This window comes from uncultured Jatrophihabitans sp., assembly GCF_964251945.1.
Taxonomy (GTDB): domain Bacteria; phylum Actinomycetota; class Actinomycetes; order Mycobacteriales; family Jatrophihabitantaceae; genus Jatrophihabitans.
Window position 1 is genome coordinate 537893 of sequence record NZ_CAXULP010000001.1, and the last position, 24218, is coordinate 562110.

A 24218-nucleotide genomic window follows, 5' to 3' on the forward strand; every position below is an offset into this window, starting at 1 on the left:
CGACTCGGCCCGTGCCGTAGGTGATCGCGCTATGGGTGACGATCACGGCCGTCGTCAGCACGACCTGCCTAGACTGGGGGACGCGGCGAAGGGAGCGGTCGGTGAGCGCCGAAATCGGCACACGCGCGACGCAGGACGTCGCGACGGCAGTTGCTGGCGCGCCCGAAGCCGCCCAGCCCCCCGACGAGAGGGCCGACGACACGGCAGCCGCCGGCGCGACCTCGACCTCGACCTCGACCTCGGTTGAGGCGCGCGCGCCCGCGCCCGCCGATGAGTCCACGGCCACCGCAAAATCCAAGGCCGTCGAGAAGCCGCCCTCGCCTTCGACGAGACTCGCCGAGAAGCCGCCGGCCGCCGCGGGCGACAGCCCCACCCACCGGCGCCGCTACCGCGATCGGCTGGCCCGCCGGCTGGTCACCACGAACCGGCAGACGGCTGTCAAGCCGGTGCTGGAGCCGCTGCTGGAGAGCCACCGCCGCGCGCACCCGAAGGCCGACGCCAAGGTGCTGCAAGAGGCCTACGACGTCGCCGACCGGTGCCACCGCGGCCAGCTGCGCAAGAGCGGCGATCCCTACATCACGCACCCGCTGGCCGTCGCGACCATCCTCGCCGAGCTCGGCATGGACACCACGACGCTGATCGCGGCGCTGCTGCACGACACCGTAGAGGACACCGGCCTGACGCTCGAGGACATCACCGCGCAGTTCGGCGATCGCGTCGCGCACCTCGTCAACGGCGTCACCAAGCTCGACAAAGTCAAGTACGGGATGGCCGCCGAGGCCGAGACCATCCGCAAGATGGTCGTCGCGATGGCCAGCGACCCGCGGGTGCTGGTGATCAAGCTCGCCGACCGGCTGCACAACATGCGCACGCTGCGCTTCCTGCCGCCGGAGAAGCAGGAGCGCAAGGCCCGCGAGACGCTCGAGGTGCTGGCGCCGTTGGCGCACCGACTCGGGATGAACACGGTCAAGTGGGAACTCGAGGATCTCGCGTTCGCCACGCTCTACCCGAAGCGGTACGACGAGATCGTCCGGCTCGTCGCCGAGCGGGCGCCGAGCCGGGACACCTACCTCGGCGAGGTCATCGACCGGATCAACGAGGACTTGCGCGAGGGCGGCATCAAGGCCGAGGTCACCGGCCGGCCCAAGCACTACTACTCGATCTACCAGAAGATGATCGTCCGCGGCCGCGAGTTCACCGACATCTACGACCTCGTCGGCATCCGCGTCCTGGTCGACACCGAGCGCGACTGCTACGCCACCCTCGGCGTCGTCCACGCGAACTGGCAGCCGGTGCCCGGCCGGTTCAAGGACTACATCGCGATGGCGAAGTTCAACATGTACCAGTCGCTGCACACCACGGTGATCGGTCCGGCCGGCAAGCCGGTCGAACTGCAGATCCGCACCCACGCGATGCACCGCACCGCCGAGTACGGCATCGCCGCGCACTGGAAGTACAAGGAGCGCAAGGACGCCGCGATCGCGGATCCGGGCGGCATCTCCGACGACATGGGCTGGCTGCGCCAGCTGCTCGACTGGCAGCGCGAGGCCCAGGAGCCGGAGGAGTTCCTCGACACGCTGCGCTTTGACCTCGGCGCCAACGAGGTCTACATCTTCACCCCCAAGGGCGACATCGTCGGCCTGCCCAGCGGCTCGACGCCGGTCGACTTCGCGTACTCGGTGCACACCGAGGTCGGCCATCGCTGTATCGGGGCGCGGGTGAACGGCAAGCTCGTCGCTCTGGAGAGCTCGCTCGAGAACGGCGACGTGGTCGAAGTGTTCACCTCCAAGGCGGAGAACGCCGGGCCCTCGCGCGATTGGCTCGAGTTCGTCAAGTCCCCGCGGGCCCGCACGAAGATCCGCCAGTGGTTCGCCCGTGAACGCCGCGAGGACGCCATCGACGCTGGCAAGACCGCGCTGTCGAAGGCGATGCGCAAGGCGGCGCTGCCGATCCAGCGGCTGCTCGGCGGCGACCAGCTGCTCACGCTCGCGCAGGACATGCACTACGCCGACATCTCCTCGCTCTACGCGGCGATCGGCGAGAACCACGTCTCGGCGCAGGCCGTCGTGCAGAAGCTCGTCGCCCAGCTGGGCGGCTCCGAAGGCGCGATGGAGGACATCTCCGAAGCGATCGTCCCGTCCGTCGAGGTGCCTGCGGCGCCACGGCGCGGCGGCGGGGACGTCGGCGTCGTGGTGCGCGGGGTCAGCGACGTGTGGGTGAAGGTCGCGCGGTGCTGCACCCCGGTGCCGAACGACGACATCATCGGCTTCGTCACCCGCGGCGGCGGCGTGTCCGTCCACCTGGCGACCTGCCCCAACGCGGTCACGCTGCAGGAGCAGCCGGAGCGCCTCGTCGAGGTCGAGTGGGCGCCGTCGGGCACGTCCAGTTTCGTGGTGTCGATCCAGGTCGAGGCGCTCGACCGGCACGGCCTGCTGTCCGACATCACCCGGATGCTCACCGAAGAGCGCGTCAGCATCCTGTCCGCGAACGTGTCGACGAACCGCGACCGCGTCGCGAGCAGCCGATTCACTTTCGAGATGGCCGAAGCGAAACATCTCGACAGCCTGCTGCGGGCGATCCGCACCGTGCAGGGCGTCTACGACGTCCGCCGCGTCCAGCCCGGCTGAGCCGATTAGACCCGCTTCGCCCGCCAGTACCTCTCCCGAGGAACGGATCTGTCCGTGGACCCCGCGGCACATGTCGCCGCGGCCATGAGCGACCTGAACGCCAGACGGCGCGAGACCTCGGCTGCCGGACACCGGTCAGCGAGTTTCGGCCTGCCACCGAACGAGTTCGCCTCGACGTGAGCGAAGGCAGCAGGCAGAGTCGTCGAACGTGCAGGGACTTCCACAGCCTGAGCTCACCGCCGGCAGGGCCGCGTTGTTGCGCACGTTCCAATGGCACGCCGGCCACGCCGACGTGTGGCGCGTTTTCCGCGACGCCCAAGCGTTCGAGCTTGTCACGGCCGGCATGGTCGCGCCGTTTCGCAACGCGTCGATTACGGCGGTCGCCGGCATCGAGTCACGAGGATTTCTGCTCGGTGGCGCCAGCCATCCGCCTTGGTGTCGGTTCATTGCGGTCCGCAAAGGCGGATCGCTGTTCCCAGGCGATAAGGCGCGCCTGACAACGTCGGCTCTCTGGTCCGCTTCACCGACCTGCCAGCATCGGACTGACTTGCAGATCTGCCCGCTGCGTTGACATGATCCGCCGCGTCAGTGGTCACTTGCGCTGTCAGTGGTCGCGTCTTGCTGACCATTGACCGGTGCAACTGACCACTGACGTGAAGCGCGGCCGGCCCGGCATTTTTTTCGAGCGTGTCAGCCGGCGATCGGGCGGACGGTCACCTTCTCGAAGACGAGGCTGAGCTTCGGTGTGCCGCCGCCCGCGGCGGACGAGCCGTCGTTGCCGCCCTTCGCCACGGCCTGCAGGATCGTGAGTCCCTGGGTGACGTGCCCGACGAGCGTGTACGACTTCTGCAGGCCGGAGTTGCTGTCCTGCGTGATGAAGAAGAACTGGCTCGAGCCGGTGTGCGCCGCGCCAGTGTTCGCGATCGCGATCGCGCCGGCGGCGTAGTCGGCCTTCGCGGTGTTCTCGTCCGGGCTGGTGAACGTCGGGCCGCCGGCGGTGCTCGACCCGCCCGAGCCGCACTGCACGACGTAGATGCCGGAGTCGACCACCCGCGGGCACGGCGTGTTGTCGTAGAACTTCTTCTTGATCAGATACGTCAGCGCCTGGGTGTTGCAGGGCGCGAGCTTGCCGTCCAGCGTCGCCTTGATCACGCCACGGTTGGTCGTGAAGACGACCTGCTCGTCGGTCGTCACCAGCTTCGCCGGGTCGGGCGGCACGCCGACGTTCTTCAACGCGGCCTGGCCGGTCACCGACTGGTACTTGCACGCTCCGGTCGTCGTGATCGGAGCGGCCGACGCGCTGGTGGACGGCGCGGCCGGTGACGACGCTGACGGCGACGCGGACGACGAGGTGGTCGGTTTCTTGGCAGCAGCCGGTTTCTTGTCGTCGTCCCCGGTCGCGATCAGAAAGCCGACGACCACGCCGATCACCGCGAGCGCGCCGATGATCGAGGCGACCAAAGTGACCCGGCGGCGCCGAATGTCGCGCTCGCGTCGCCGTTCGAGCTGGCGTTGGAGGCGGCGACGCTCGGCGGCGCGGCGCTGCTTGTCCGTCGGCACCGCTCAGCTGACCTTCGTCAGGTCCACGACGAAGACGAGCGGCGCGTTCGGCGGGATCGTCGAACCCTGGCCGGCCGACCCGTAACCAAGCACGGACGGCAGGATCAAGATCCGCCGGCCGCCCACCTTCATCGGGGCGAGCTTGCCGGCGCCGCCGATGCCTTCGGAGAAGCCGGGCACGACCTGGGCCAGCGAGAACGACACCGGTTTGCCGGTGTCCTTCCACGACGAGTCGAAGGCGGCGCCGGTTTTGTAGAGCACGCCGGAGTATTGGACCGCCACCGTCGAGGTGGACTTCGCCGCCGTGCCGCTGCCGACGACGACGTCGGCGCATTCGAGCGCCTTGGGGTCGGCCGCGCCCTTCGCGGTGATCTTCGGCGCGGCCTTCAGATCCGGACCGTTGCTGATCGTGACGCCGTCGAAGCTGACCGACCCGGACGAGCTGGCCTTGACGGTCGTGCACGCCGCAGGGGGGTCCGCCTGAGCCGGCGCGGCGCTGCTACTGGCCGCGCCGCTCGCGGCGGGGCTCGACGCGCCGCTCGCGGCGCTGCCGGCCTTCGGCTTCGCGTCGTCGCCGGACGTCGCCACGACGATGCCGATCACGACGCCGGCGATCACGACGACCGTGCCCACCACCGAGGCGATCAGCGTGAACCGCCGGCGCGCGATCTCCTTGGCTCGGCGCTCCTCGAGCTGGCGCTGCAACCGGCGTCGTTCGGCGTCACGGCGTTGCTGGTTGGTCGGCACGAGGTTCCTTCGCATGCATCGGGCGGGTACGCGGGCAGCCGAGTCGGACGATCGGCCAAACCTCGGCAGTCTACGAAACCACTCCGAAGCGCCCGGTGTGTCATCGCTGTGCGTGGGTCGCGGTTCGCGGTGGCGGCGCTCGATACGCTGGCTGTGCACCGACGCCGAACCGCCGGATTGTCGGGACCCGACTCACCAGGAGCTGCTCACCGTGTTGATCGCGGGCTTCCCTTCCGCGGCGACCGACACGAACTGTTGGGTCGTGGCGCCGGCCGCCGGCGAGCAGTGCGTCGTCATCGACCCCGGCATCGGCGTCACCGGCCAGCTGGACGAGGTGCTCGCCCAGCACCGGCTGCACCCCGTCGCGGTGCTGCTGACCCATGGCCACTTCGACCACACCTTCTCGGTGCTGCCGGTCTGCCAGGCGCGCGACGTGCCCGCCTACATCCACCCGGCCGACCGCAGCCAGCTGGCCGACCCCTGGTCAGGCGTCGGCATGCCCGTGGGCACGCCGTTGTTCGGCAACCTCACCTTCGCCGAGCCCGACGACGTCCGCGAGCTCGGCGCGCAGGACTCGATCACGCTGGCCGACCTCGAGCTCGCCGTCACCCACGCGCCCGGGCACAGCCTCGGCTCGGTCGTCTTCGGCGCCGCCACGCCCGACGAGCCGGTGCTCTTCTCCGGCGACGTGCTGTTCGCCGGCTCCATCGGCCGCACCGACCTGCCCGGCGGCTCGATGGCGCAGATGACCGCGTCGCTGGCGAACGTGATCGTGCCGCTGCCCGACGCCACCGTCGTCCACCCCGGCCACGGGCCGTCCACCTCGATCGCCCGCGAGCGCGCGAGCAACCCCTTCCTGCAGGCGCTGTAATGCCGCTGTCCGGGTTCCCCGAACTGCTGCCGCAGCAGCGCGTCGTCGAGGACGCCGTGCTCGACCGGCTGCGGCGGGTCTTCGAGCTGCACGGCTTCGCGCACATCGAGACGCCCGCGGTCGAGTCGCTCGACACGCTGCTGACCAAGGGCGAGATCGACAAAGAGGTCTACGTGCTGCGCCGGCTGCACGCCGACGCCGAGGACGGCGAGTCCGACCGCGCAGGCGGGCTCGGGCTGCACTTCGACCTCACCGTGCCCTTCGCCCGCTACGTGCTCGAGCACGCCGGGCGCCTGGAGTTCCCGTTCCGGCGTTACCAGATTCAGCGGGCGTGGCGCGGCGAACGGCCGCAGGAGGGCCGGTTCCGCGAGTTCACCCAGGCTGACATCGACGTCGTCGCGAAGGACGTGCTGCCGTTCCACCACGACGTCGAGATCGCCCGGGTGATGGCCGAGGCGCTGAGCGCGCTGGACTTCCTGCCGCCACTGCGGCTGCAGGTGAACAACCGGCGGCTGATCGAGGGCTTCTACCGCGGGCTGGGCGCGCCGGACCCCGCGGCGGTCATGCGGGTGATCGACAAGCTGGACAAGATGCCCGCGGACGCGATCGCCGTCCAGCTCGGCGAGATCGCCGGGCTGGACGAGGCGCAAGCCGCCAAGTGCCTGCAGCTGGCCGAGATCCGCACGCCGGACACCGGCTTCGTCGAGCGGGTCCGCGAGCTCGGCGTGCAGCACGAGCTGCTCGACACCGGCCTGGCCGAGCTTGCCGCGGTGATCGACGGCTGCGCCGCCGTCAGTGCCGTCAGCGCCGGGGTGACGATCGAAGCCGACCTGCGGATCGCCCGCGGCCTGGACTACTACACCGGGACGGTGTTCGAGACCCGGATGGCCGGTTTCGAGTCGATCGGCTCGATCTGCTCGGGCGGCCGGTACGAGTCGCTCGCCACGGACGGCCGCACGACCTATCCCGGCGTGGGCATCTCGCTCGGCGTCACCCGGCTGCTCATGCCGTTGCTGCAGCGCGGCCGGTTGACCGGCTCGCGCGCGGTGCCGTCCGCGGTGCTCGTGGCGCTGCCCGACGACGCGTCCCGGCCGGCGTGCGACGCGCTCGCCCAGCGGCTGCGGGCGCGCGGCATCGCGACCGAGGTCGCCGCCGCGCCGCAGAAGTACGGCAAGCAGATCCGTTATGCCGAGCGCCGCGGCATCCCGTTCGTCTGGTTCCCGGGCGCCCCGGACGCCGTCCGCGACATCCGCAGCGGCGAGCAGGCCGACGCGGACGCGGACAGCTGGACGCCGCCCGCGCACGACGCGTCCCCGCAGGTACTCAGTCAGGAAGCACTTAGTCAGGAAGTACTCAGTCAGGAAGTGACCCAGTGATCCGCACTCATGACGCCGGCAGCCTCCGCGCGTCCGACGCCGGCCAGACCGTCACCCTCGCCGGCTGGGTGGCCACCCGGCGCGACCACGGCGGCGTCACGTTCATCGACCTGCGCGACCGCTCCGGCAGCGCGCAGGTGGTGCTGCGCGAAGACGAGATCGCCCATGGCCTGCGCAACGAGTGGGTCGTCGCGGTCACCGGCGAGGTCCGGCTGCGGCCGGACGGAAACGTCAACCCGGCCGTCCCGACCGGCGAGATCGAGGTCGTCGCAACCTCGCTGCAGGTGTTGAACGAGGCCGCGCCGCTGCCGTTCCAGCTCGACGCGCACAGCGAGGTGGGGGAGGAGGCTCGGCTCAAGTACCGATATCTGGACCTGCGCCGGGCCGCGCCGGCGGCGGCGATCCGGCTGCGCAGCGACGTCAACCGCGCCGCCCGCGAGACGCTGTACGAGCACGGCTTCACCGAGATCGAGACGCCGACCCTGACCCGTTCCACACCGGAGGGGGCACGCGACTTCCTGGTGCCGGCCCGGCTGCGTCCAGGCAGCTGGTACGCGCTGCCGCAGTCGCCGCAGCTGTTCAAGCAGCTGCTGATGGTGGCGGGCATGGAGCGGTACTTCCAGATCGCGCGCTGCTACCGCGACGAGGACTTCCGCGCCGACCGGCAGCCGGAGTTCACCCAGCTGGACATCGAGATGAGCTTCGTCGAGCAGGACGACGTGATCGCGATCGCCGAGGACGTCGTCGTCGCGCTCTGGAAGCTGATTGGCTACGAGGTGCCGACGCCGATCGAGCGGATGACCTACGCCGACGCGATGCGCCGCTACGGCTCGGACAAGCCCGACCTGCGCCTCGACCTCGAGCTCGTCGACTGCACCGAGTTCTTCGCCGACACGCCGTTCCGGGTGTTCCAGGCGCCGCACGTCGGGGCCGTCGTGATGAGCGGCGGGGCGGCCCAGCCGCGGCGTCAGCTGGACGCGTGGCAGGAGTTCGCCAAGCAGCGCGGCGCCCGCGGGCTCGCCTACGTCTTGGTGGGCGAGGACGGCGAGCTCGGCGGGCCGGTCGCCAAGAACCTGTCGGATGCGGAGCGCGCGGGGATCGTCGCGCACGTCGGCGCGCAGCCCGGCGACTGCGTGTTCTTCGCCGCCGGCCCGGCGGCGTCCGCGCGCGCCCTGCTCGGCGCGACCCGCTTGGAGATCGGTCGGCGGCTGGGCCTGATCGACGAGTCGGCCTGGCGCTTCGTCTGGGTCGTCGACGCGCCGCTGTTCGAGCCGGCCAGCGTCGCGGTCGCCGCCGGCGACGTCGCGGTGGGCGCCGGCGCGTGGACGGCGGTGCACCACGCATTCACCTCGCCCAAGCCGGAGTCGCTGGACACCTTCGACACCGAGCCGGGCGCGGCGCTGGCCTACGCCTACGACATCGTCTGCAACGGCAACGAGATCGGCGGCGGGTCGATCCGTATCCACCGCCGCGACGTCCAGGAGCGCGTCTTTCGCATCATGGGCCTCAGCGACGAGGACGCGCGCACCAAATTCGGCTTCCTGCTCGACGCGTTCAGCTACGGCGCGCCGCCGCACGGCGGCATCGCCTTCGGCTGGGACCGCATCTGCGCGCTGCTCTCGGGCGCCGAGTCGATCCGCGACGTCATCGCCTTCCCGAAGACCGGCGGCGGCTACGACCCGCTGACCGCCGCGCCGGCGCCGATCACGCCCGCGCAGCGCAAGGAAGCCGGCGTCGACGCGACGCCCGAGGGCGACGGCGAGCGGACGCCCGCCGCGCAGCCCACATCGGCTGCGTCCCTGCCGACCGCCCAGACGCCCTAAGACTGCGCCGAGTTGTCCTCGCCTCGTCGGGCCAGGGCACGCCGAAGCGAGGACGACTCGGTGATCCGGGTGGTCACGCGGACCAGGGACGGCCGCGCCGGGCTGGAGCCGAAACCGAAGCGGACCGGCGGCTCGACCCGGGCGAGGGCGCCGAGGTCCGCGCCGTCAAGGCTGGCGGTGAGCGCGTTGACGGCATGCTCGTCGAACGCGCAGTAGTACTCCCGCCGGCCGTTGCCGGCGCTGCCGACGGTGTGCACGCCGGGCTTGACGCGGCTCGCGATCGGATCGAGCGCGGCGCACCACGCCCGATTGCGGGCCACCGGCCGGGGCACGAGCGAGAGCAACTGGCCGAGCGCCGTGCGCCGGCCGACCGCGAAGCTCACCCGCACGGTGTCGGCGGCGACCGACCAGACCGCGCCGGTGATCCGGTGCGCGGTCGGCTCGACGCGCACCTCGTCGAAGGAGTACGTGCCGGCGATGTAGTCGGCTGCCTGCGCGCTCGGCGCGACCAGGATGCGGTGGCCGTCCGGCCGCTCGACCATCACGTCGGCGATCGGGCCGAGCGGGCTGCGCGGCCACATGCCGACGACCAGCCGGACGCCGGACGTCGTCCCCAGCCCCGCGATCGCGCCGTCGAAGCGCTGCTCCACCACTCGACGCTAGAGCACGCGCCGAACGCCGTGCCACCTACGCTGTGCCGGTGACGCTGTTCGAGCCGGACGCCCGCGCCGACAGGCGCCCGGACGCGCTGCCGGCGGTCGACGCCAGCGCGCCGCTCGCGGCCCGGATGCGTCCGCGCACGCTGGACGAGGTCGTCGGCCAGGAGCATCTGCTGGCGCCCGGCTCGCCGCTGCGCCGGCTGGTCGAGGGCGACGCGCCGATGTCGCTGATCCTCTTCGGCCCGCCCGGCACGGGAAAGACCACGCTCGCGCTGATCGTCAGCAGCGCGACCAACCGCCGCTTCGAGCAGCTGTCCGCCTTGAACGCCGGGGTGAAAGACGTCCGCGAGATCATCGCGCGGGCGAAGGCCGAGCTCACCCACGCAGGCCGGCAGACCGTGCTGTTCATCGACGAGATCCACCGCTTCTCCAAGACCCAGCAGGATTCGCTGCTCGGCGCTGTCGAGGCCCGGCACGTCACGCTGGTGGCGGCGACGACCGAGAACCCGTTCTTCTCGATCGTGTCGCCGCTGCTCTCGCGCAGTCTGCTGCTGACCCTGCAGCCGCTGGACGAGCGGGCCGTCGAGACGCTCGTCGACCGCGCGCTCGCCGACGAGCGCGGGCTGGCCGGCGCCGTCACGCTCGACGCCGACGCGCGCGCCCACCTGCTCCGGCTGGCCGGCGGCGACGCCCGCCGCGCGCTCACCGCCCTCGAAGCGGCTGCCGGGACGGTGCTCGCAGAAGGCCGGGACGCAGTCGACCTCGCCACCCTCGAGAAGGCGGTCGACTCCGCGGCGGTGCGTTACGACCGCGACGGCGACCAGCACTACGACGTGGTCAGCGCCTTCATCAAGTCGATCCGCGGCTCGGACCCAGACGCCGCGTTGCACTATCTGGCGCGGATGCTCGAGGCTGGGGAGGATCCACGGTTCATCGCCCGACGGCTGGTGGTGCACGCCTCGGAGGACGTCGGTCTCGCCGACCCCACCGCGCTGCTCGCCGCCACCGCGGCCGCGCAAGCCGTGCAGCTCATCGGGCTGCCTGAGGCGCGGATCAACCTCGCGCAGGCGACGCTGCACCTCGCGCTCGCGCCGAAGTCGAACGGCGTCGTGCGCGCCATCGACGCCGCGCAGGCCGACGTCCGCGACGGGCTCGCCGGATCCGTTCCGCCGGCGCTGCGCGACAGCCACTACCCCGGCGCGCGCAAGTTGGGCGCCGGCGAGCGGTACGTGTACCCGCCGGACACCCCGGACGGCGTCGTGACCCAGCAGTACCCGCCGGACGAGCTCGTCGGCCGCGACTACTACACGCCAGCCGGGCGGGGCGCCGAGCGGGCGGTGGCCGAGCGGCTCGAACGGCTGCGCGCCGTCGTGCGCGGCCGGCCGCAGCGGTCCTGACCGTCCAAGCGCGAGCTGCGACCAGATAGGGTCGCTGCGCGCCCGACTCGGCGCACCCCGCACACCAAGGGAGCCCCCAATGTCCGGCGGCGAAATCGCCGCGCTCGTCGCGGCGGGCGCGTTCGTCCTGCTCGTGCTGCTGCTCGCCGTCCCGCTGCTCAAGGTCGGCCGGACGCTCGACGAGGCCACCCTGGCGGTGCGCAAGACGCACGAGGGGGTCGGGCCGTTGCTGCGCGACGCGCAGAGCACCGTCGAGGCGCTGAACACGCAACTTGTGCAGGTCGAGGGCATCGCCAAGAACGTCAACTCGATGACCACCAACGTCGCCGCGATGACCGCCGTCGTGTCCAGCACGCTCGGCAGCCCGATGATCAAGGCGGCCGCGTTCACCTACGGCGTGCGCAAGACGGTGTCCGACCGGCGCGACGCCGACGCCGTGCGCGCCGCCCGACGCAAGCACCGCACCGACCGGCGGGCGGTCCGCGGCGGCAGTGGCAGTGGCAGTGGCAGTGGCAGCAATGGCGGCCCGAGCAGCGGGGGAGCCGGCGACTGATGCGCCGGCTGTTCTGGCTGGCGATGGGCGTCACCATCGGCGCGCTGGTCGTCCGCAAGCTGTCCAAGGCCGTCGAACGGCTGACCCCGCGCAGCCTCGCGACCGGCTTCGGCGCCGGGCTCGCCGAACTCGCCGACGCGATCCGCGACTTCGGCGACGACGTCCGGGACGCAATGCGCGACCGCGAGACCCAGCTGCGCGAGAGCACCGGTCTCGACGGGTCAGCGACCGAATAACCGCCGCCGCGTGTCTGGCACAGTGGCACGGTGAGATCTGCGGACATCCGGGCGCGCTTCCTCGGCCATTTTGAGCGCAACGGGCACACGGTGGTGCCGAGCGCGCCGCTGCCGTTCGAGGACCCGAACCTGCTGTTCGTCAACGCCGGCATGGTTCAGTTCGTGCCGTACTTCGTCGGTCAGCAGAGCGCGCCGTGGCAGCGCGCGACGAGCATCCAGAAGTGCATCCGCACGCCGGACATCGACGAGGTCGGCAAGACCACCCGGCACGGCACGTTCTTCCAGATGAACGGCAACTTCAGCTTCGGCGACTACTTTAAGGAAGGCGCGATCCAGCTCGCCTGGGACCTGTCGACGCGCTCGGTCGACGACGGTGGATTCGGCCTGGACGCCGAGCGCATCTGGGCGACCGTCTACCTCGACGACGACGAGGCGATCGACATCTGGCACAAGCAGATCGGCGTGCCGCTGGAGCGCATAGTGCGCAAGGGCATGGACGACAACTTCTGGTCGATGGGCATTGCCGGCCCGTGCGGCCCGTGCAGCGAGCTGTACTACGACCGCGGCTCGGACTACGGGGTCGAAGGCGGCCCGGCGGTCGACGAGGACCGTTACATGGAATTCTGGAACCTCGTCTTCATGCAGAACGAGCGCGGCCCGCAGAGCGGTCCGGGCAAGTCCGACTTTCCGGTCCTGGGCGAGCTGCCGCGTAAGAACATCGACACCGGCATGGGCATGGAGCGGATGGCGGCGCTGCTGCAGGGCGTCGACAACCTCTACGAGATCGACGAGACGCGGCCGGTGCTCGACCGAGCCGCGGAGCTGGCCGGCAAGGTCTACGGCGCGCACTCCGGGCACGCGGCGAGCCAGTCGCATCCGGACGACGTGCGGCTGCGCGTCGTCGCCGACCACGTCCGCACCGCGCTGATGCTGATCGGCGACGGTGTGACGCCGTCCAACGAGGGCCGCGGCTACGTGCTGCGCCGGATCATGCGCCGGGCCATCCGCGCGATGCGGCTGCTCGGCGTGCAGGAGCCGGTGCTGCCGCACCTGCTGCCGGTGTCCCGCGACGCGATGTCCCCGTCCTATCCCGAGCTCGCGACGGACTTCGAGCGGATCTCCACCTACGCCTATGCCGAGGAAGAGGCCTTCCTGCAGACGTTGCGCGCGGGCACGACGATCTTGGACGTCGCGGTGGCGCAGACGAAGGCGGCCGGCGGCACGCGGCTGTCCGGGGACAAGGCGTTCCAGCTGCACGACACGTACGGCTTCCCGATCGACCTCACCCTCGAGATGGCCGCCGAGCAAGGCATCGCCGTGGACGAGGACGGTTTCCGGCGGCTGATGACCGAGCAGCGCGAGGCGGGCAAGCGGGACGCGAAGGCGAAGAAGACCGCGCACGCCGACCTGTCGCTCTACCGCTCCGCGCGCGACGCCGGCGACTCGACGAACTTCACCGGCTACTACGAGATCAGCCGCGAGGCGGTCGTCGCGTCGGTCATCGGCGAGAGCGCGGACGGCTCGGCCGGGCTGCTGCCGGCCGCGGGCGAGGGCGACGACGTCGAAATCGTCCTCGACGCGACCCCGTTCTACGCCGAGGGCGGCGGCCAGCAGGCCGACTGGGGGCGGATCACCGTCAACGCGGCCGGCCGCGAGGCCGAGCTGAGGGTCGTCGACGTGCAGCAGCCGGTGCCCGGGCTGATCACCCACCGGGTGACGGTCCTGTCCGGCGAGGTGCGCCCCGGCGATCTCGTGCTCGCGCAGGTCGACCCCGAGCGCCGCGCCGCGGTGTCGCGCAGCCACTCCGCCACCCACCTGCTGCACGCGGGGTTGCGCCGCACGCTCGGTGACACCGCGGCGCAGGCGGGCTCGCTGAACGCGCCGGGACGGCTGCGCTTCGACTTCACCACGCCGTCCGCCGTCCCGGCGAGCGTGCTCGGCGAGGTCGAGGACGAGATCAACGAGGTGCTGCTGCGCGATCTGGAGGTGCGCTGGTTCGTCACCGACCAGGCCGAGGCAAAGCGGCTCGGCGCGATCGCGATGTTCGGCGAGAAGTACGGCGACGCCGTGCGGGTCGTCGAGATCGGCGACTACTCGCGCGAGCTCTGCGGCGGCACGCACGTGCCGCGCAGCTCGGTCATCGGCATGGTGAAGCTGCTCGGCGAGTCCTCGATCGGCGCCGGCGTGCGTCGCGTCGAGGCGCTCGTCGGCATGGACGCGTTTCGCTACCTCGCCCGCGAGCACGTGCTCGTCACCCAGCTCGCGGGGGAATTCCGGGCGCAGCCCGACGAGCTGCCCGAGCGCATCGACGGCGTGCTCGGCCGGCTGAAGAGCGCCGAGCGCGAGCTGGACAAGCTGCGGGCGGCCGCGGTGCTGTCCAGCGCCGGCACGCTTGCCGGCCAGGCCGAATCGGTCGGGGCGGTGCAGTTCGTCGCCGCGCAGGCGCCGGCCGGCGTGGGCGGCAACGACCTGCGCGCGCTCGCCCTCGACGTCCGCGGCCGGCTGCGGCACGGCGACCCGGCGGTCGTCCTGCTCGCCTCGCCGGACGACAAGGGCGGCGCGGCATTCGTCGCCGCGGTCAACGACGCGGGCCAGTCGAGCGGGCTGACGGCCGGCGAGATCGTCCGCGCCTTCGCGCCGGTCCTCGGCGCCCGCGGCGGCGGCAGGGCCGACCTCGCGCAGGGCGCCGGCGGCGACGCGGCCAAGCTGGACGACGCCTTCGCGGCCGCCCTGGCGGCTGTGTCGGCGCTGACCGCGGGTTGAGCGGTGGGCGACGGCGGATCGGGCGCGAACGAGGCGCCCGGCGTGTGGTTCGCGGTGGACGTGGGGACGGTGCGGGTCGGCGTCGCGCGCTGCGACCCGCGCGGCGTGCTGGCGGTGCCGGTGGCCACGTTGCGCCGCGACGCCCGCGGTAATCGCGACATCGCCGAGCTGGCCGACCTGCTCGTCGAGCACGAGGCCGTCGGCGTCGTGGTGGGCTTGCCGCGCACGCTGGCGAACCGCGAAGGTGCGTCGGCGGCGATGGCCCGCGGCTACGGCGAGCTGCTCGCCGCGCGGGTCGCGCCGCGACCGGTGACGTACCTGGACGAGCGGCTCACCACCGTCTCGGCGCAGCGTAGGCTCTCCGACGGCGGCGTCCGGGGGCCTGCCGGTCGGGCGGTCATCGACCAGGCAGCGGCGGTCGAATTGCTGCAGCACTGGTTGGATCTGCGCCGCCGCGGCTGAGCGGCAGCGGGACTGGGCAGAACAAGACTGGAGCACGGCAGGACTGGAGCACGAAGGGTGGCACGGCTTTCGCCGGACGCACGACGAACGACGAACGTCGAACGGAGCGATCAGGAGTGAGTCAGCGCGACCGCGAGTCGACGACCGGTTCCCACTCCAGCGCCGGCCATCGCGCGGACGGAACCGCTCACGACGCCGAGCAGTTCTCGGAAACGGAGGGCGATTCGTCCTTCTTCGACGGTTACGCGGCGACCGAGTACGACGACCCGCCAGGCCGCACGCGGGGCTCCCGGCGCGACCGAGATCCCGCGCCGGACGCCGACGGCCGGGTCGCCAGGAATCGCCGGCGCCGCAACCGACGCGTGTTCGCGATCCTCATCCCGTTGCTCGTCGTCGTGGTCGTCGCCGCAGTCTGGTTCATCGCGGTGCCGCTGTATCACTACTTCAGCCCGAGCGACTACTCCGGCAGCGGGTCCGGCGCGGTGATCGTCACCGTGCGTGCCGACGACGACGCCACCGCGATCGGGGCGACGCTGCGCAAAGCAGGCGTTGTCGCGAGCGTCAAGGCGTTCACCAACGCGGCGTCGGACAACGCGAAGTCGCAGACCATCCAGGCGGGCTCGTACCGGCTGCGCAAACACATGTCGGCGACCAGCGCGGTGTCGTTGCTGCTCAGCCCGTCGGCCCGGGTGAACGCGGACGTGCTGGTCATCGAGGGCGCGACGATCCTCGACGTGCAGAAGCGGCTCACCGCCGCGCCGTGCACGGCCAGCTCGCCGAAGGACGCCCAGTGCGGGCCGGGCATGAGCGTCGCCGCGGTGCGCGTGGCATTCGCGCACGCGAGCACTTTGGGCCTGCCGAGCGACTACACCGTCGACGGCAAGACGCCGACCTCGGTCGAGGGCTTCCTCTACCCCGCGACCTACTACTTCGCCGACAAGACCGCGCCTGCCGACGCGCTGCAGGCGATGATCAGCAAGTTCACCGACGAGGCGCGGCAGACCGACTTCACCGCCAGCGCCAAGGCGCTCGGCATCACGCCGTACCAGGAGCTGATCATCGCCTCGATAGCGCAGGCGGAGGCGAAGTTCCCAGCCGACTTCGCCAAGGTGGCGCGGGTGATCCTGAACCGGCTCGCGGCGAAGATGCCGCTGCAGATCGACGCGACCAGCGCCTACGCCGCGAAGCTGCGTGGCCTCGACCCGGCGAAGGTCATCTACAAGGACATTCCAGGTCCGTACAACACCTACAACACCGACGGCCTGCCGCCGACTCCGATCGGCAACCCCGGCGCCGAGGCGCTCACCGGCGCGGCCCAGCCGGCCAAGGGCGACTGGCTCTACTACGTCAACGCCGACGCCGCCGGGCACCTCGGCTTCTACTCGACCGACAAGCAGTTCGAGGCCGCGCGCGTGAAGTGCGAGGCGAATCACTGGGGCTGCGGCTGAGCGGCGCGCGGTCGGCCGCGGTGCTCGGCCGGCCGGTGGCGCATTCCCTGTCGCCGTTGCTGCACCGGTCGGCGTACGCCGAGCTCGGCCTCGACTGGACCTACACCGCGATCGACTGCGGCGTCGCGGAGCTGCCCGCCGTGCTCGCCGAACGCGCCGACTGGGCCGGGTTCTCCTGCACGATGCCGCTCAAGCGCGCGCTGCTCGACGTCGCTGACGAGGTGCGGCCGGTCGCCGCGGCTGTCGGCGCCGCCAACACGCTGCTGCCGGCCGGCGGCTCAGCCAGCGGCGGCTGGGCGGCGGACAACACCGACGTCGCCGGCATCGTCGCGGCGCTCGCCGAGCACGCGGTGGCGCCGCGATCCGTGACCATCCTCGGCGCCGGCGGAACCGCGCAGGCGGCGCTGGCCGCCCTCACCGTGCTCGGGGTGGACGCCTGCTCGGTGCTCGTCCGCGACCCGGCCCGCGCCGACGGTGTGCGAGCCGTCGCCGAACGGCTCGGCGTGGGGTTGGCCTTCCGGCCGCTGGCGGCCGAAGCGCCCGAATTCGGCGCCGACCTGGTGATCTCGACGCTGCCAGCCGGCGTCGCTGACCCGCTGGCCGCCCGGCGGTGGACGCCCGGGCAGACGGTGTTCGACGTCGTTTACTCGCCCTGGCCGACGGCGCTCGCTGCCGCGGCCGACGCCGGCGGGGCGCGGGTGGTGAGCGGCGCGTTGCTGCTGCTGCACCAGGCGGCCGCGCAGGTGTCGCTGATGACCGGCCAGGAGGCGCCGGTGTCCGCGATGCGCGCCGCGCTCGCCGCCGCGCTGCCCACCACCGACCTCTGAGCCTTGGCCCCGTGGCGGCGCGGGCCGCGGCGTGTCGCCGCCGCGCCGCGCCGCTACTGCGTCGTCCACAGGTCCGACCCTGACGAGCCGGCGAAGCGCCTAAGCTCCTCGGCCGTGAGCACGGCGAGCGCGACGGTGGCCGCAAGCGTCGCCGGCGCGCTCGGCTGCGCGGCGAGCGCGCCGTACCTCGCCCGGCTCACGCTGACCGCCCCGGACCGGGCGGCCGCCGCGTGGTGGCGCGGCGCCTCGGCCGGGCCGCGCCGCACCGCGGCCTGCGCGTCAGTCGCCGCCGCTCTGGGCGCGCTGGCAGGGGCCGCCGCGGGCTGGAGCGCGCTGCTGCCCGCCTTGCTGGCGCTTGCGCTGATCGGCACGCCCCTCGTGGTGATTGACGTCGAACACCATCGCCTGCCCGACCGACTGGTCGTCCCGGCGGCCGCAGCCGGCGCGGCGCTGCTGACCCTCGCCGCCGCGATCCGGGACACGTGGGCGCCGCTGCTGCACGCCGCGGAAGGCGCCGCTGGCGTGTTCGCCGTGCTGTTCCTGCTGTGGTTCGCCGCGCCGCGCTCCCTCGGCTTCGGCGACGTCAAGCTCGGCGGCGTGCTCGGGGGATACCTCGGCTGGTTCGGTTGGCGCCAGGTGTACTACGGCCTGCTCGGCGGTTTCGTCCTGGGCGCGGTGCTCGCCGTGGCGCTGCTGGTCGTCCGCCGCGCCACGCTGAAGACCCATCTCGCCTTCGGCCCGATGCTGTTGGCCGGCGCGCTGCTCGAGCTGGCAGTCGACCTGGCGCCCGTGTCGGCGTCCTGACGCGTCCCCCTACTGTCGAGCACATGAGCGACGCAACTCGGCCCGGACCCACCGTCTTCGTCCTGTTCGGCGCGACCGGCGACCTCGCCAAGCGGATGGTGCTCCCGGCGTTCTTCAAGCTCGCCGTCGAAGATCTGCTGCCCGAGAAGTGGTTGCTCGTCGGCAACGGCCGAGGCGACGTCTCGCACCTCGACTTCCAGGGGCACGTGCACGATGTGCTGGCCGAGTTCGGGCCCAAGCCGGAAGACGGCCCGTGGGAGGAGTTCAAGAAGCGGCTGCGCTTCGCCGGCGGCGGCTTCGAGAAGGCCGACCCGGGCAGCCTGCTCGACGTGCTCGAGGAGTCGCGCGAAGAGGTGGGCGAGGACGCCCAGCTCGTCCACTACCTCGCGGTGCCGCCGTCCGCCTTCGCGCGCATCACCGAGGGGCTCGGCGAACACGATCTCGCGAAGGGCGCGCGGGTGGTCTATGAGAAGCCGTTCGGCACCTCGGCGAAGAACTTCCGCGAGTTGGACGAGATGGTGCACAAGGTGCTGGACGAGAAGCAGGTCTTCCGCATCGACCACTTCCTCGGCAAGGAAGCCACCCAGAACCTGCACGTCCTGCGGTTCGCGAACGGGCTGTTCGACGCGGTCTGGGGCCGTGAGCACGTCCGCGCCGTGCAGATCGACGTGCCGGAGAACCTGGGCGTCGAGGACCGCGCCGAGTTCTACGACGCCACCGGCGCGGTGCTCGACATGCTGGTCACCCACCTGTTCCAGGTCGCCGCCGAGGTGGCGATGGAGAAGCCGAAGTCGCTGGGCGCCGAGGACCTGCAGGCCGCCCGCGAGGAGGTCATCGGCTGCTTCCGGCCGCTCGACCCGAAAGACGTCGTGCTCGGCCAGTTCGAGGGCTACACCGACATCGACGGCATCGCCGACGACTCGACGACGGACACCTACGTCGCCGCACGGCTGTGGGTCGACAACGAGCGCTGGCAGGACGTGCCGTTCCTGCTGCGCACCGGCAAGGAGCTCGCCGAGAGCAAGCAGCGGGTCAGCCTGATCCTGCGCCAGCCGACCGGCACGATGGCCGACGTGCCGAAGAACGGCAACGTGCTCACCCTCGACCTCAGCGGCAACGGCGCGATCGAGATCCAGCTGGTGGCCAAGCGGCCCGGCCCGGAGCTTCAGCTGGACGTCGCCGACATCGGCCTGAAGCTCGAGTCTCTGCCCGACGGCGACCCGCTGCCGCCCTACGTGCGGCTGATCCACGACGTCCTGGTCGGCGACCGGTCGCTGTTCACCCGGCCGGACGGCCTGGCGGCGGTCTGGGCGGCCGCCGGCCCGCTGCTGGACGACCCGCCGCGGCCGCAGCCCTACCCGAAGGGCTCGTGGGGCCCGGCCGCGGCGCAGGAATTGGCCGCGCCGGACGGCTGGCTCGCCGGCGAATAGCCGATCTTTGGCAGACTGGCCGGCGTGCTGCGTTGGATCACCGCCGGCGAGTCGCACGGCCAAGCGCTCGTGGCCGTGCTCGACGGGCTGCCCGCCGGCGTCGAGGTGAGCACCGAGGACCTCGTCGCGGCGCTCGCCCGGCGCCGGCTCGGCTACGGCCGGGGCGCGCGGATGAAGTTCGAGCAAGACGAGGTCGAGCTCACCGCCGGCGTGCGGCACGGCACGACGATGGGCGGCCCGATCGCGGTGCGGATCGGCAACACCGAATGGCCGAAATGGCGCGAGGTGATGTCCGCCGACCCGGTGCCGGCGGACGTGCTCGACGAGCTGGCCCGCAACGCGCCGCTCACCCGGCCGCGGCCGGGTCACGCCGATCTCGCGGGCATGCAGAAGTACGACGTGGACGACGCCCGGCCGATCCTCGAACGCGCGTCGGCCCGGGAGACCGCGGCCCGGGTGGCGCTGGGCACGGTGGCGCGGGCTTTCCTGAAGCAGGCGCTCGGCGTCGACCTCGTGTCCCACGTGGTGTCGATCGGGACGGTGTCCGCGCCCGCGGGCGTGCTGCCGGGGCCGGGCGACGCCGACCTGGTCGACGCCTCCGACGTCCGCTGCGTCGACCGCGACGCCGCGGCCGCGATGGTCGCCGAGATCGATGAGACCCGGCGCGCCGGCGACACGCTCGGCGGCGTCGTCGAGGTGCTCGCCTACGGTCTGCCACCCGGGCTCGGCAGCCACACCTCCGGCGACCGCCGCCTCGACGCGCGGCTCGCGTTCGCGTTGATGGGCATCCAGGCAATCAAAGGCGTCGAGCTGGGCGACGGCTTCGAGCTGGCGCGCGTGCGCGGCTCGCAGGCGCACGACGAGATCGTCGCCGCCGACGGCGCGATCCGCCGGTTGTCCGGCCGCTCCGGCGGGACGGAAGGCGGCATGACGACCGGCGAGGTGTTGCGCGTGCGCGCCGCGATGAAGCCGATCTCGACGGTGCCCCGCGCGCTGCGCACCGTCGACACGGCCACCGGCGAGGCGGCGGTGGCGATCAACCAGCGCTCGGACGTCTGCGCCGTGCCGGCCGCGGGAGTGGTCGCCGAGGCGATGGTCGCGCTGGTGCTCGCCGAGGCGGCGCTGGACAAATTCGGCGGCGACTCGCTGGCCGAGACACGCCGCAACGTGCGCGGCTACCTGGACCGGCTCGCCGAGCGTGGCCTGCCGTCGGCGACGGACGCGCTCGCAACGACGGCTGCGGACGCCCTCCGGTGAGCCCGACCGTCGTGCTGATCGGCCTGCCCGGCACCGGCAAGACCAGCGCCGGGCAGCGGCTGGCGAAGATCCTCGCTGTGCCGTTCGCCGACTCCGACCAGCTTGTCGAGCGGGCCGACGGCCGCAGCGTGCGGCGAATCTTCGCCGACGACGGCGAGCCGGCCTTCCGGGTGGCCGAGGCGAAGGCGGTCGAGGCAGCGCTGCGTGATTTCCGCGGTGTGCTCGCGCTGGGCGGCGGCGCGCTCGGCAGCGCCGCGACGCGCGCCGCGCTCGCCGGCTCCGACGTGCCGGTGGCGGTGTTGCGCGCGACGCTCGACACGCTGGGCGCGCGCGTGGGCGACGGGCGTTCCCGGCCGCTGCTCGCCGGCGCGCCCCGGGAACGGCTGGCCGAGCTGGCCGACGAGCGCGGCCCCCTCTACGCCGAGCTGGCGACCTTCGAGGTCGACACCGACGGCAAGACCCCGGGCCAGGTGGCGGCCACGATCGCCGCCCGGTTGTATCGCCGCCGTCGCGAGGTCCACGCATGAGCGCGGTCACCCGGATCGAGGTGGCCGGCGCGGCGCCCTACCCGGTGCTGATCGGCAGCGGGCTGCTCGGCGAGCTGCCGCCGCTGCTCGGCAACGCCAGCCGCGTCGCGATCATCCACCCGCCGACGCTGCTCGCCACCGCCGAGGCGATCCGCGACGACCTGCGCGCGGGCGGCCTCGAGGCGCACGTCATCGAGGTGCCTGACGGCGAGGACGCGAAGAAGCTCGAGGTCGCCGGGTTCTGCTGGGACGTCCTCGGCCAGCTCGGGTTCACCCGTTCGGACGCGATCGTCGGCCTCGGCGGGGGAGCGACCACCGATCTCGCCGGCTGGGTGGCCGCCGCGTGGCTGCGCGGCGTGCGGGTGGTGCATGTGTCGACCACGCTCGCCGGCATGGTCGACGCCGCGGTCGGCGGCAAGACCGGGATCAACACCGCGCGGGGCAAGAACCTCGTCGGCGCGTTCCACCCGCCGGCCGGCGTGCTGTGCGACCTCGCCACGCTGGAGACGCTCGCCCCGAACGACTACCTCGCCGGGCTCGCCGAAGTGGTCAAATGCGGCTTCATCGCCGATCCGGCGATCCTCGACCTCATCGAGGCCGATCCGGGCGCGGCGGGCAAGCCCGGCAACGCGGCCGAGCGCGAGCTGATCGAGCGCTCGGTGCGGGTCAAGGCCGAGGTGGTCGGCGACGACCTCACCGAGCAGGGCCGCCGGGAAATCCTCAACTACGGCCACACCCTCGGCCACGCGATCGAACGCGCCGAGCGCTTTCGCTGGCGACACGGCGCGGCGGTCTCGATCGGCCTGGTGTACGCGGCGGCGCTCGGCCGGCTGCTCGGCCGCCTGGACGATCCGACGGCCGACCGGCACCGGGCGGTGCTCGAGGCGCTCGGCCTGCCGACCGCCTATGCCCCCGACGCGTTCCCGCAGCTCTTGGAGACCATGCGCGTGGACAAGAAGGCCCGCGGCAACCGGCTGCGCTTCATCGTGCTGGACGGGCTTGCCCGCCCGGGCGCGGCCGACGACCCGGACCCCGCCCTGCTCGCCGCCGCGTACTCGGAGGTATCTCAATGACCGCCCGCGTGCTCGTCCTCAACGGGCCCAACCTCGGCCGCCTCGGCGTGCGCGAGCCCGAGGTGTACGGCGCCACCACCTACGCCGAGCTCGTCGCGCTCTGCACCCGCGGCGGCGCGGAGCTCGGGCTGGACGTGGACGTGCGGCAGACCGAGCACGAGGGCGAGCTGATCGCGTGGCTGCACCAAGCGGCGGACGCCGCGACGCCGGTGGTGCTGAACGCCGGCGCGCTGACGCACACCTCGCTGGCCGTCGGCGACGCCTGCGCCCAGCTGACCGCGCCGCTCGTCGAGGTGCACCTCAGCAACGTCTTCCGCCGCGAGGCCATCCGGCACATCAGCCATGTCTCGCCGCACGCCGACGGCGTCATCGTCGGGCTCGGCGTCGAGGGCTACGTGCTGGCGCTGTCCTGGCTGTCGGCCCGTCAACTGTCGGCCCGTCAACCGTCAGCCGGCGAAGGGATCGACTCGTGAACCTGCTCGAGCTGTACAAGCGCGCCAACCGCGTGCCGGGCGTCGGCAAGGGCGCGTTCTCGCTGGCGTTCGCTCTCAAGGCGCCGTACTTCCTCACGATCGCCCCCACCGTCGTCGAGCTGCGCCCGAATCACGCCGAGGTGCGCGTCCGCAACTGGTGGGGTGTGCACAACCACATCGGCACCGTGCACGCGATCGCGCTGGCCAACGGTCTGGAAATGGCGATGGGCGCGCTCGCCGAGGCCACCATCCCGGCTCATCTGCGCTGGATACCCAAGGGTATGGAGCTTGAGTATCTCGCGCTGTCCGACTCCGCGATGCTCGCCGTCGCGGACACCGACCCCGAGGCATGGACGCAGCCCGGCGAGATCGCGGTCCGCGTGCAGGCGACGAGGAGCGACGGCGTCGCCACCGTGCGCGGCGTCATCCGGCTGCACGTGAGCGAACGCAAGCGCGCGGCGGTCAGCGCGAGCGCCGGCTGACGAATTCCGGCGTCTCGCGCCTGAGGTTGGCGCTGCGCGCGATGCGATGGTTGGCGCCGGCGAGCAGCCTGGCCTGCAGCGCCGTCTCGGTCCAGAACGCGCGCCGCGGCGACTGCGACCATGTCGAGTGCAGCAGCTTCTTGGCTGCCGCAAGCGCGTCCGGCGAGCGCCGCATCAGCTGGTCGGCGAGCTGTCGCGCGGCGGCGGCGGGGTCGTCGACCGCTTCGGTCACCAGCCCGTAGCCGGCCGCCTGTCGGCCGTCGAACACCTCGCCGGTCATGGTCAGCCGTTTGGCGACGTCCATCGGGACGAGCTCGCGCAGCGTCACCGAACCGGTCATGTCCGGGATCAGGCCCCAGCGCGCCTCCATGATCGACAGCTCGCAGTCGGGCGTGGCGAACCGGAAGTCGGCGGCGAGGGCGAGCTGCATGCCGCCGCCGAAGCAGTGGCCGTGCAACACCGCGATCACCGGGACCGGCAGTTCGCGCCAGATCCAGCAGGCGCGCTGGAACAGGTTGAGCCCGCCGGGCAGCTTCGCCGCCGCCCGGGCGGCGGCGCGCCGCTGCTTGCCGACCGAGGCGAAATCGAGCCCGGCGCAGAACGCCGGGCCGGCCCCGCGCAGGATGACCGCCCGCACCGAGGGGTCCGCGCGCACCTGCCGCCCGGCGGCCACGAGGCCGCGCAGCATCGGCAGGTCCAGGCCGTTGTGCTTCGCCGGCCGATTGAGCGTCACGCGGGCCACGGCGTCGCGGACCTCGACGAGGACCCGGTCTTCCGGACCGGCAGGGGATTGCGCGTCGGTCATGGGCGAAGCCTAGGCCGA

General features: G+C 72.2%; 23 protein-coding genes. 19 read left to right on the plus strand and 4 right to left on the minus strand.

Features of this window, described 5'->3' with window-relative positions:
• Positions 1 to 113 precede the first annotated feature (113 nt).
• Both ACFFBG_RS02450 and ACFFBG_RS02455 read left to right on the plus strand, forming a co-directional pair.
• Positions 114 to 2627 carry a RelA/SpoT family protein gene (locus ACFFBG_RS02450; RefSeq protein ID WP_375476213.1) on the plus strand — a complete coding sequence of 838 codons (2514 nt, stop codon included), beginning with the start codon at positions 114 to 116 and terminating at the stop codon, positions 2625 to 2627.
• 208 nt (positions 2628 to 2835) lie between these two features.
• Positions 2836 to 3198, plus strand: a complete 363-nt coding sequence (locus tag ACFFBG_RS02455; RefSeq protein WP_375475250.1) for a hypothetical protein — start codon at positions 2836 to 2838, stop codon at positions 3196 to 3198.
• A 119-nt stretch (positions 3199 to 3317) separates the two neighbouring features.
• On the opposite strand, the gene ACFFBG_RS02460 is transcribed toward ACFFBG_RS02455, so the two are convergent.
• Positions 3318 to 4187 carry a peptidylprolyl isomerase gene (locus tag ACFFBG_RS02460; RefSeq protein ID WP_375475252.1) on the minus strand — a complete coding sequence of 290 codons (870 nt, stop codon included), beginning with the start codon at positions 4185 to 4187 and terminating at the stop codon, positions 3318 to 3320.
• A 3-nt stretch (positions 4188 to 4190) separates the two neighbouring features.
• On the minus strand, positions 4191 to 4949 hold the full coding sequence (locus ACFFBG_RS02465; protein ID WP_375475254.1) for an FKBP-type peptidyl-prolyl cis-trans isomerase: 759 nt from the start codon (positions 4947 to 4949) through the stop codon (positions 4191 to 4193).
• A 196-nt stretch (positions 4950 to 5145) separates the two neighbouring features.
• Between ACFFBG_RS02465 and ACFFBG_RS02470 the strand changes: the two genes are divergently transcribed.
• From ACFFBG_RS02470 to aspS, 3 genes are read left to right on the plus strand one after another with little or no spacing between them, the layout of a single operon-like run.
• On the plus strand, positions 5146 to 5805 hold the full coding sequence (locus ACFFBG_RS02470) for an MBL fold metallo-hydrolase (RefSeq protein WP_375475256.1): 660 nt from the start codon (positions 5146 to 5148) through the stop codon (positions 5803 to 5805).
• Positions 5805 to 7181 carry a histidine--tRNA ligase gene (hisS, locus tag ACFFBG_RS02475; protein ID WP_375475258.1) on the plus strand — a complete coding sequence of 459 codons (1377 nt, stop codon included), beginning with the start codon at positions 5805 to 5807 and terminating at the stop codon, positions 7179 to 7181. The genes ACFFBG_RS02470 and hisS overlap by 1 nt, the downstream gene beginning before the upstream one ends.
• On the plus strand, positions 7178 to 9004 hold the full coding sequence (aspS, locus tag ACFFBG_RS02480; protein ID WP_375475260.1) for an aspartate--tRNA ligase: 1827 nt from the start codon (positions 7178 to 7180) through the stop codon (positions 9002 to 9004). Before hisS ends, aspS begins: the two co-directional genes overlap by 4 nt.
• On the opposite strand, the gene ACFFBG_RS02485 is transcribed toward aspS, so the two are convergent.
• Positions 9001 to 9654: a hypothetical protein gene (locus ACFFBG_RS02485; protein WP_375475262.1), complete on the minus strand. Its 654-nt coding sequence runs from the start codon at positions 9652 to 9654 to the stop codon at positions 9001 to 9003. The two genes, aspS and ACFFBG_RS02485, sit on opposite strands and share 4 nt — an antisense overlap.
• Positions 9655 to 9791: 137 nt before the next feature.
• On the opposite strand from ACFFBG_RS02485, the gene ACFFBG_RS02490 reads away from it, so the two are divergent.
• The 14 genes from ACFFBG_RS02490 (at position 9792) to ACFFBG_RS02555 (ending at position 23395) form a co-directional block, all read left to right on the plus strand.
• Positions 9792 to 11060: a replication-associated recombination protein A gene (locus ACFFBG_RS02490; protein WP_375476215.1), complete on the plus strand. Its 1269-nt coding sequence runs from the start codon at positions 9792 to 9794 to the stop codon at positions 11058 to 11060.
• A 79-nt stretch (positions 11061 to 11139) separates the two neighbouring features.
• Positions 11140 to 11613 carry a DUF948 domain-containing protein gene (locus ACFFBG_RS02495; RefSeq protein ID WP_375475264.1) on the plus strand — a complete coding sequence of 158 codons (474 nt, stop codon included), beginning with the start codon at positions 11140 to 11142 and terminating at the stop codon, positions 11611 to 11613.
• Positions 11613 to 11849, plus strand: coding sequence for a hypothetical protein (locus tag ACFFBG_RS02500; protein ID WP_375475266.1), 237 nt, complete (start codon positions 11613 to 11615; stop codon positions 11847 to 11849). The genes ACFFBG_RS02495 and ACFFBG_RS02500 overlap by 1 nt, the downstream gene beginning before the upstream one ends.
• Before the next feature lie 30 nt (positions 11850 to 11879).
• Positions 11880 to 14612: an alanine--tRNA ligase gene (gene alaS, locus ACFFBG_RS02505; protein ID WP_375475268.1), complete on the plus strand. Its 2733-nt coding sequence runs from the start codon at positions 11880 to 11882 to the stop codon at positions 14610 to 14612.
• A 3-nt stretch (positions 14613 to 14615) separates the two neighbouring features.
• Positions 14616 to 15074, plus strand: a complete 459-nt coding sequence (gene ruvX / locus ACFFBG_RS02510; RefSeq protein ID WP_375475270.1) for a Holliday junction resolvase RuvX — start codon at positions 14616 to 14618, stop codon at positions 15072 to 15074.
• 116 nt (positions 15075 to 15190) lie between these two features.
• The gene (gene mltG / locus ACFFBG_RS02515) at positions 15191 to 16522 is read left to right on the plus strand and encodes an endolytic transglycosylase MltG (RefSeq protein ID WP_375475272.1); all 1332 of its coding nucleotides are present in this window, start codon (positions 15191 to 15193) and stop codon (positions 16520 to 16522) included.
• Positions 16492 to 17349, plus strand: coding sequence for a shikimate dehydrogenase (locus ACFFBG_RS02520; RefSeq protein WP_375475274.1), 858 nt, complete (start codon positions 16492 to 16494; stop codon positions 17347 to 17349). The genes mltG and ACFFBG_RS02520 overlap by 31 nt, the downstream gene beginning before the upstream one ends.
• A gap of 114 nt (positions 17350 to 17463) precedes the next feature.
• Positions 17464 to 18153, plus strand: a complete 690-nt coding sequence (locus tag ACFFBG_RS02525; protein ID WP_375475276.1) for a prepilin peptidase — start codon at positions 17464 to 17466, stop codon at positions 18151 to 18153.
• A 23-nt stretch (positions 18154 to 18176) separates the two neighbouring features.
• A complete protein-coding gene (locus ACFFBG_RS02530) occupies positions 18177 to 19583 on the plus strand; it encodes a glucose-6-phosphate dehydrogenase (NADP(+)) (RefSeq protein ID WP_375475278.1) in 1407 nt (468 codons plus the stop codon).
• Between the two features lie 27 nt (positions 19584 to 19610).
• A complete protein-coding gene (aroC, locus tag ACFFBG_RS02535) occupies positions 19611 to 20840 on the plus strand; it encodes a chorismate synthase (RefSeq protein ID WP_375476217.1) in 1230 nt (409 codons plus the stop codon).
• Positions 20837 to 21367 carry a shikimate kinase gene (locus tag ACFFBG_RS02540; protein WP_375475280.1) on the plus strand — a complete coding sequence of 177 codons (531 nt, stop codon included), beginning with the start codon at positions 20837 to 20839 and terminating at the stop codon, positions 21365 to 21367. Before aroC ends, ACFFBG_RS02540 begins: the two co-directional genes overlap by 4 nt.
• Positions 21364 to 22440 carry a 3-dehydroquinate synthase gene (gene aroB, locus ACFFBG_RS02545; protein ID WP_375475282.1) on the plus strand — a complete coding sequence of 359 codons (1077 nt, stop codon included), beginning with the start codon at positions 21364 to 21366 and terminating at the stop codon, positions 22438 to 22440. The genes ACFFBG_RS02540 and aroB overlap by 4 nt, the downstream gene beginning before the upstream one ends.
• Positions 22437 to 22913, plus strand: a complete 477-nt coding sequence (gene aroQ / locus ACFFBG_RS02550) for a type II 3-dehydroquinate dehydratase (RefSeq protein ID WP_375475284.1) — start codon at positions 22437 to 22439, stop codon at positions 22911 to 22913. The genes aroB and aroQ overlap by 4 nt, the downstream gene beginning before the upstream one ends.
• Positions 22910 to 23395, plus strand: a complete 486-nt coding sequence (locus ACFFBG_RS02555; protein WP_375475286.1) for a hotdog fold domain-containing protein — start codon at positions 22910 to 22912, stop codon at positions 23393 to 23395. Before aroQ ends, ACFFBG_RS02555 begins: the two co-directional genes overlap by 4 nt.
• Here the strand turns inward: ACFFBG_RS02555 and ACFFBG_RS02560 are convergent.
• Positions 23376 to 24200, minus strand: coding sequence for a crotonase/enoyl-CoA hydratase family protein (locus ACFFBG_RS02560; protein ID WP_375475288.1), 825 nt, complete (start codon positions 24198 to 24200; stop codon positions 23376 to 23378). The two genes, ACFFBG_RS02555 and ACFFBG_RS02560, sit on opposite strands and share 20 nt — an antisense overlap.
• Between the last annotated feature and the right edge of the window lie 18 nt (positions 24201 to 24218).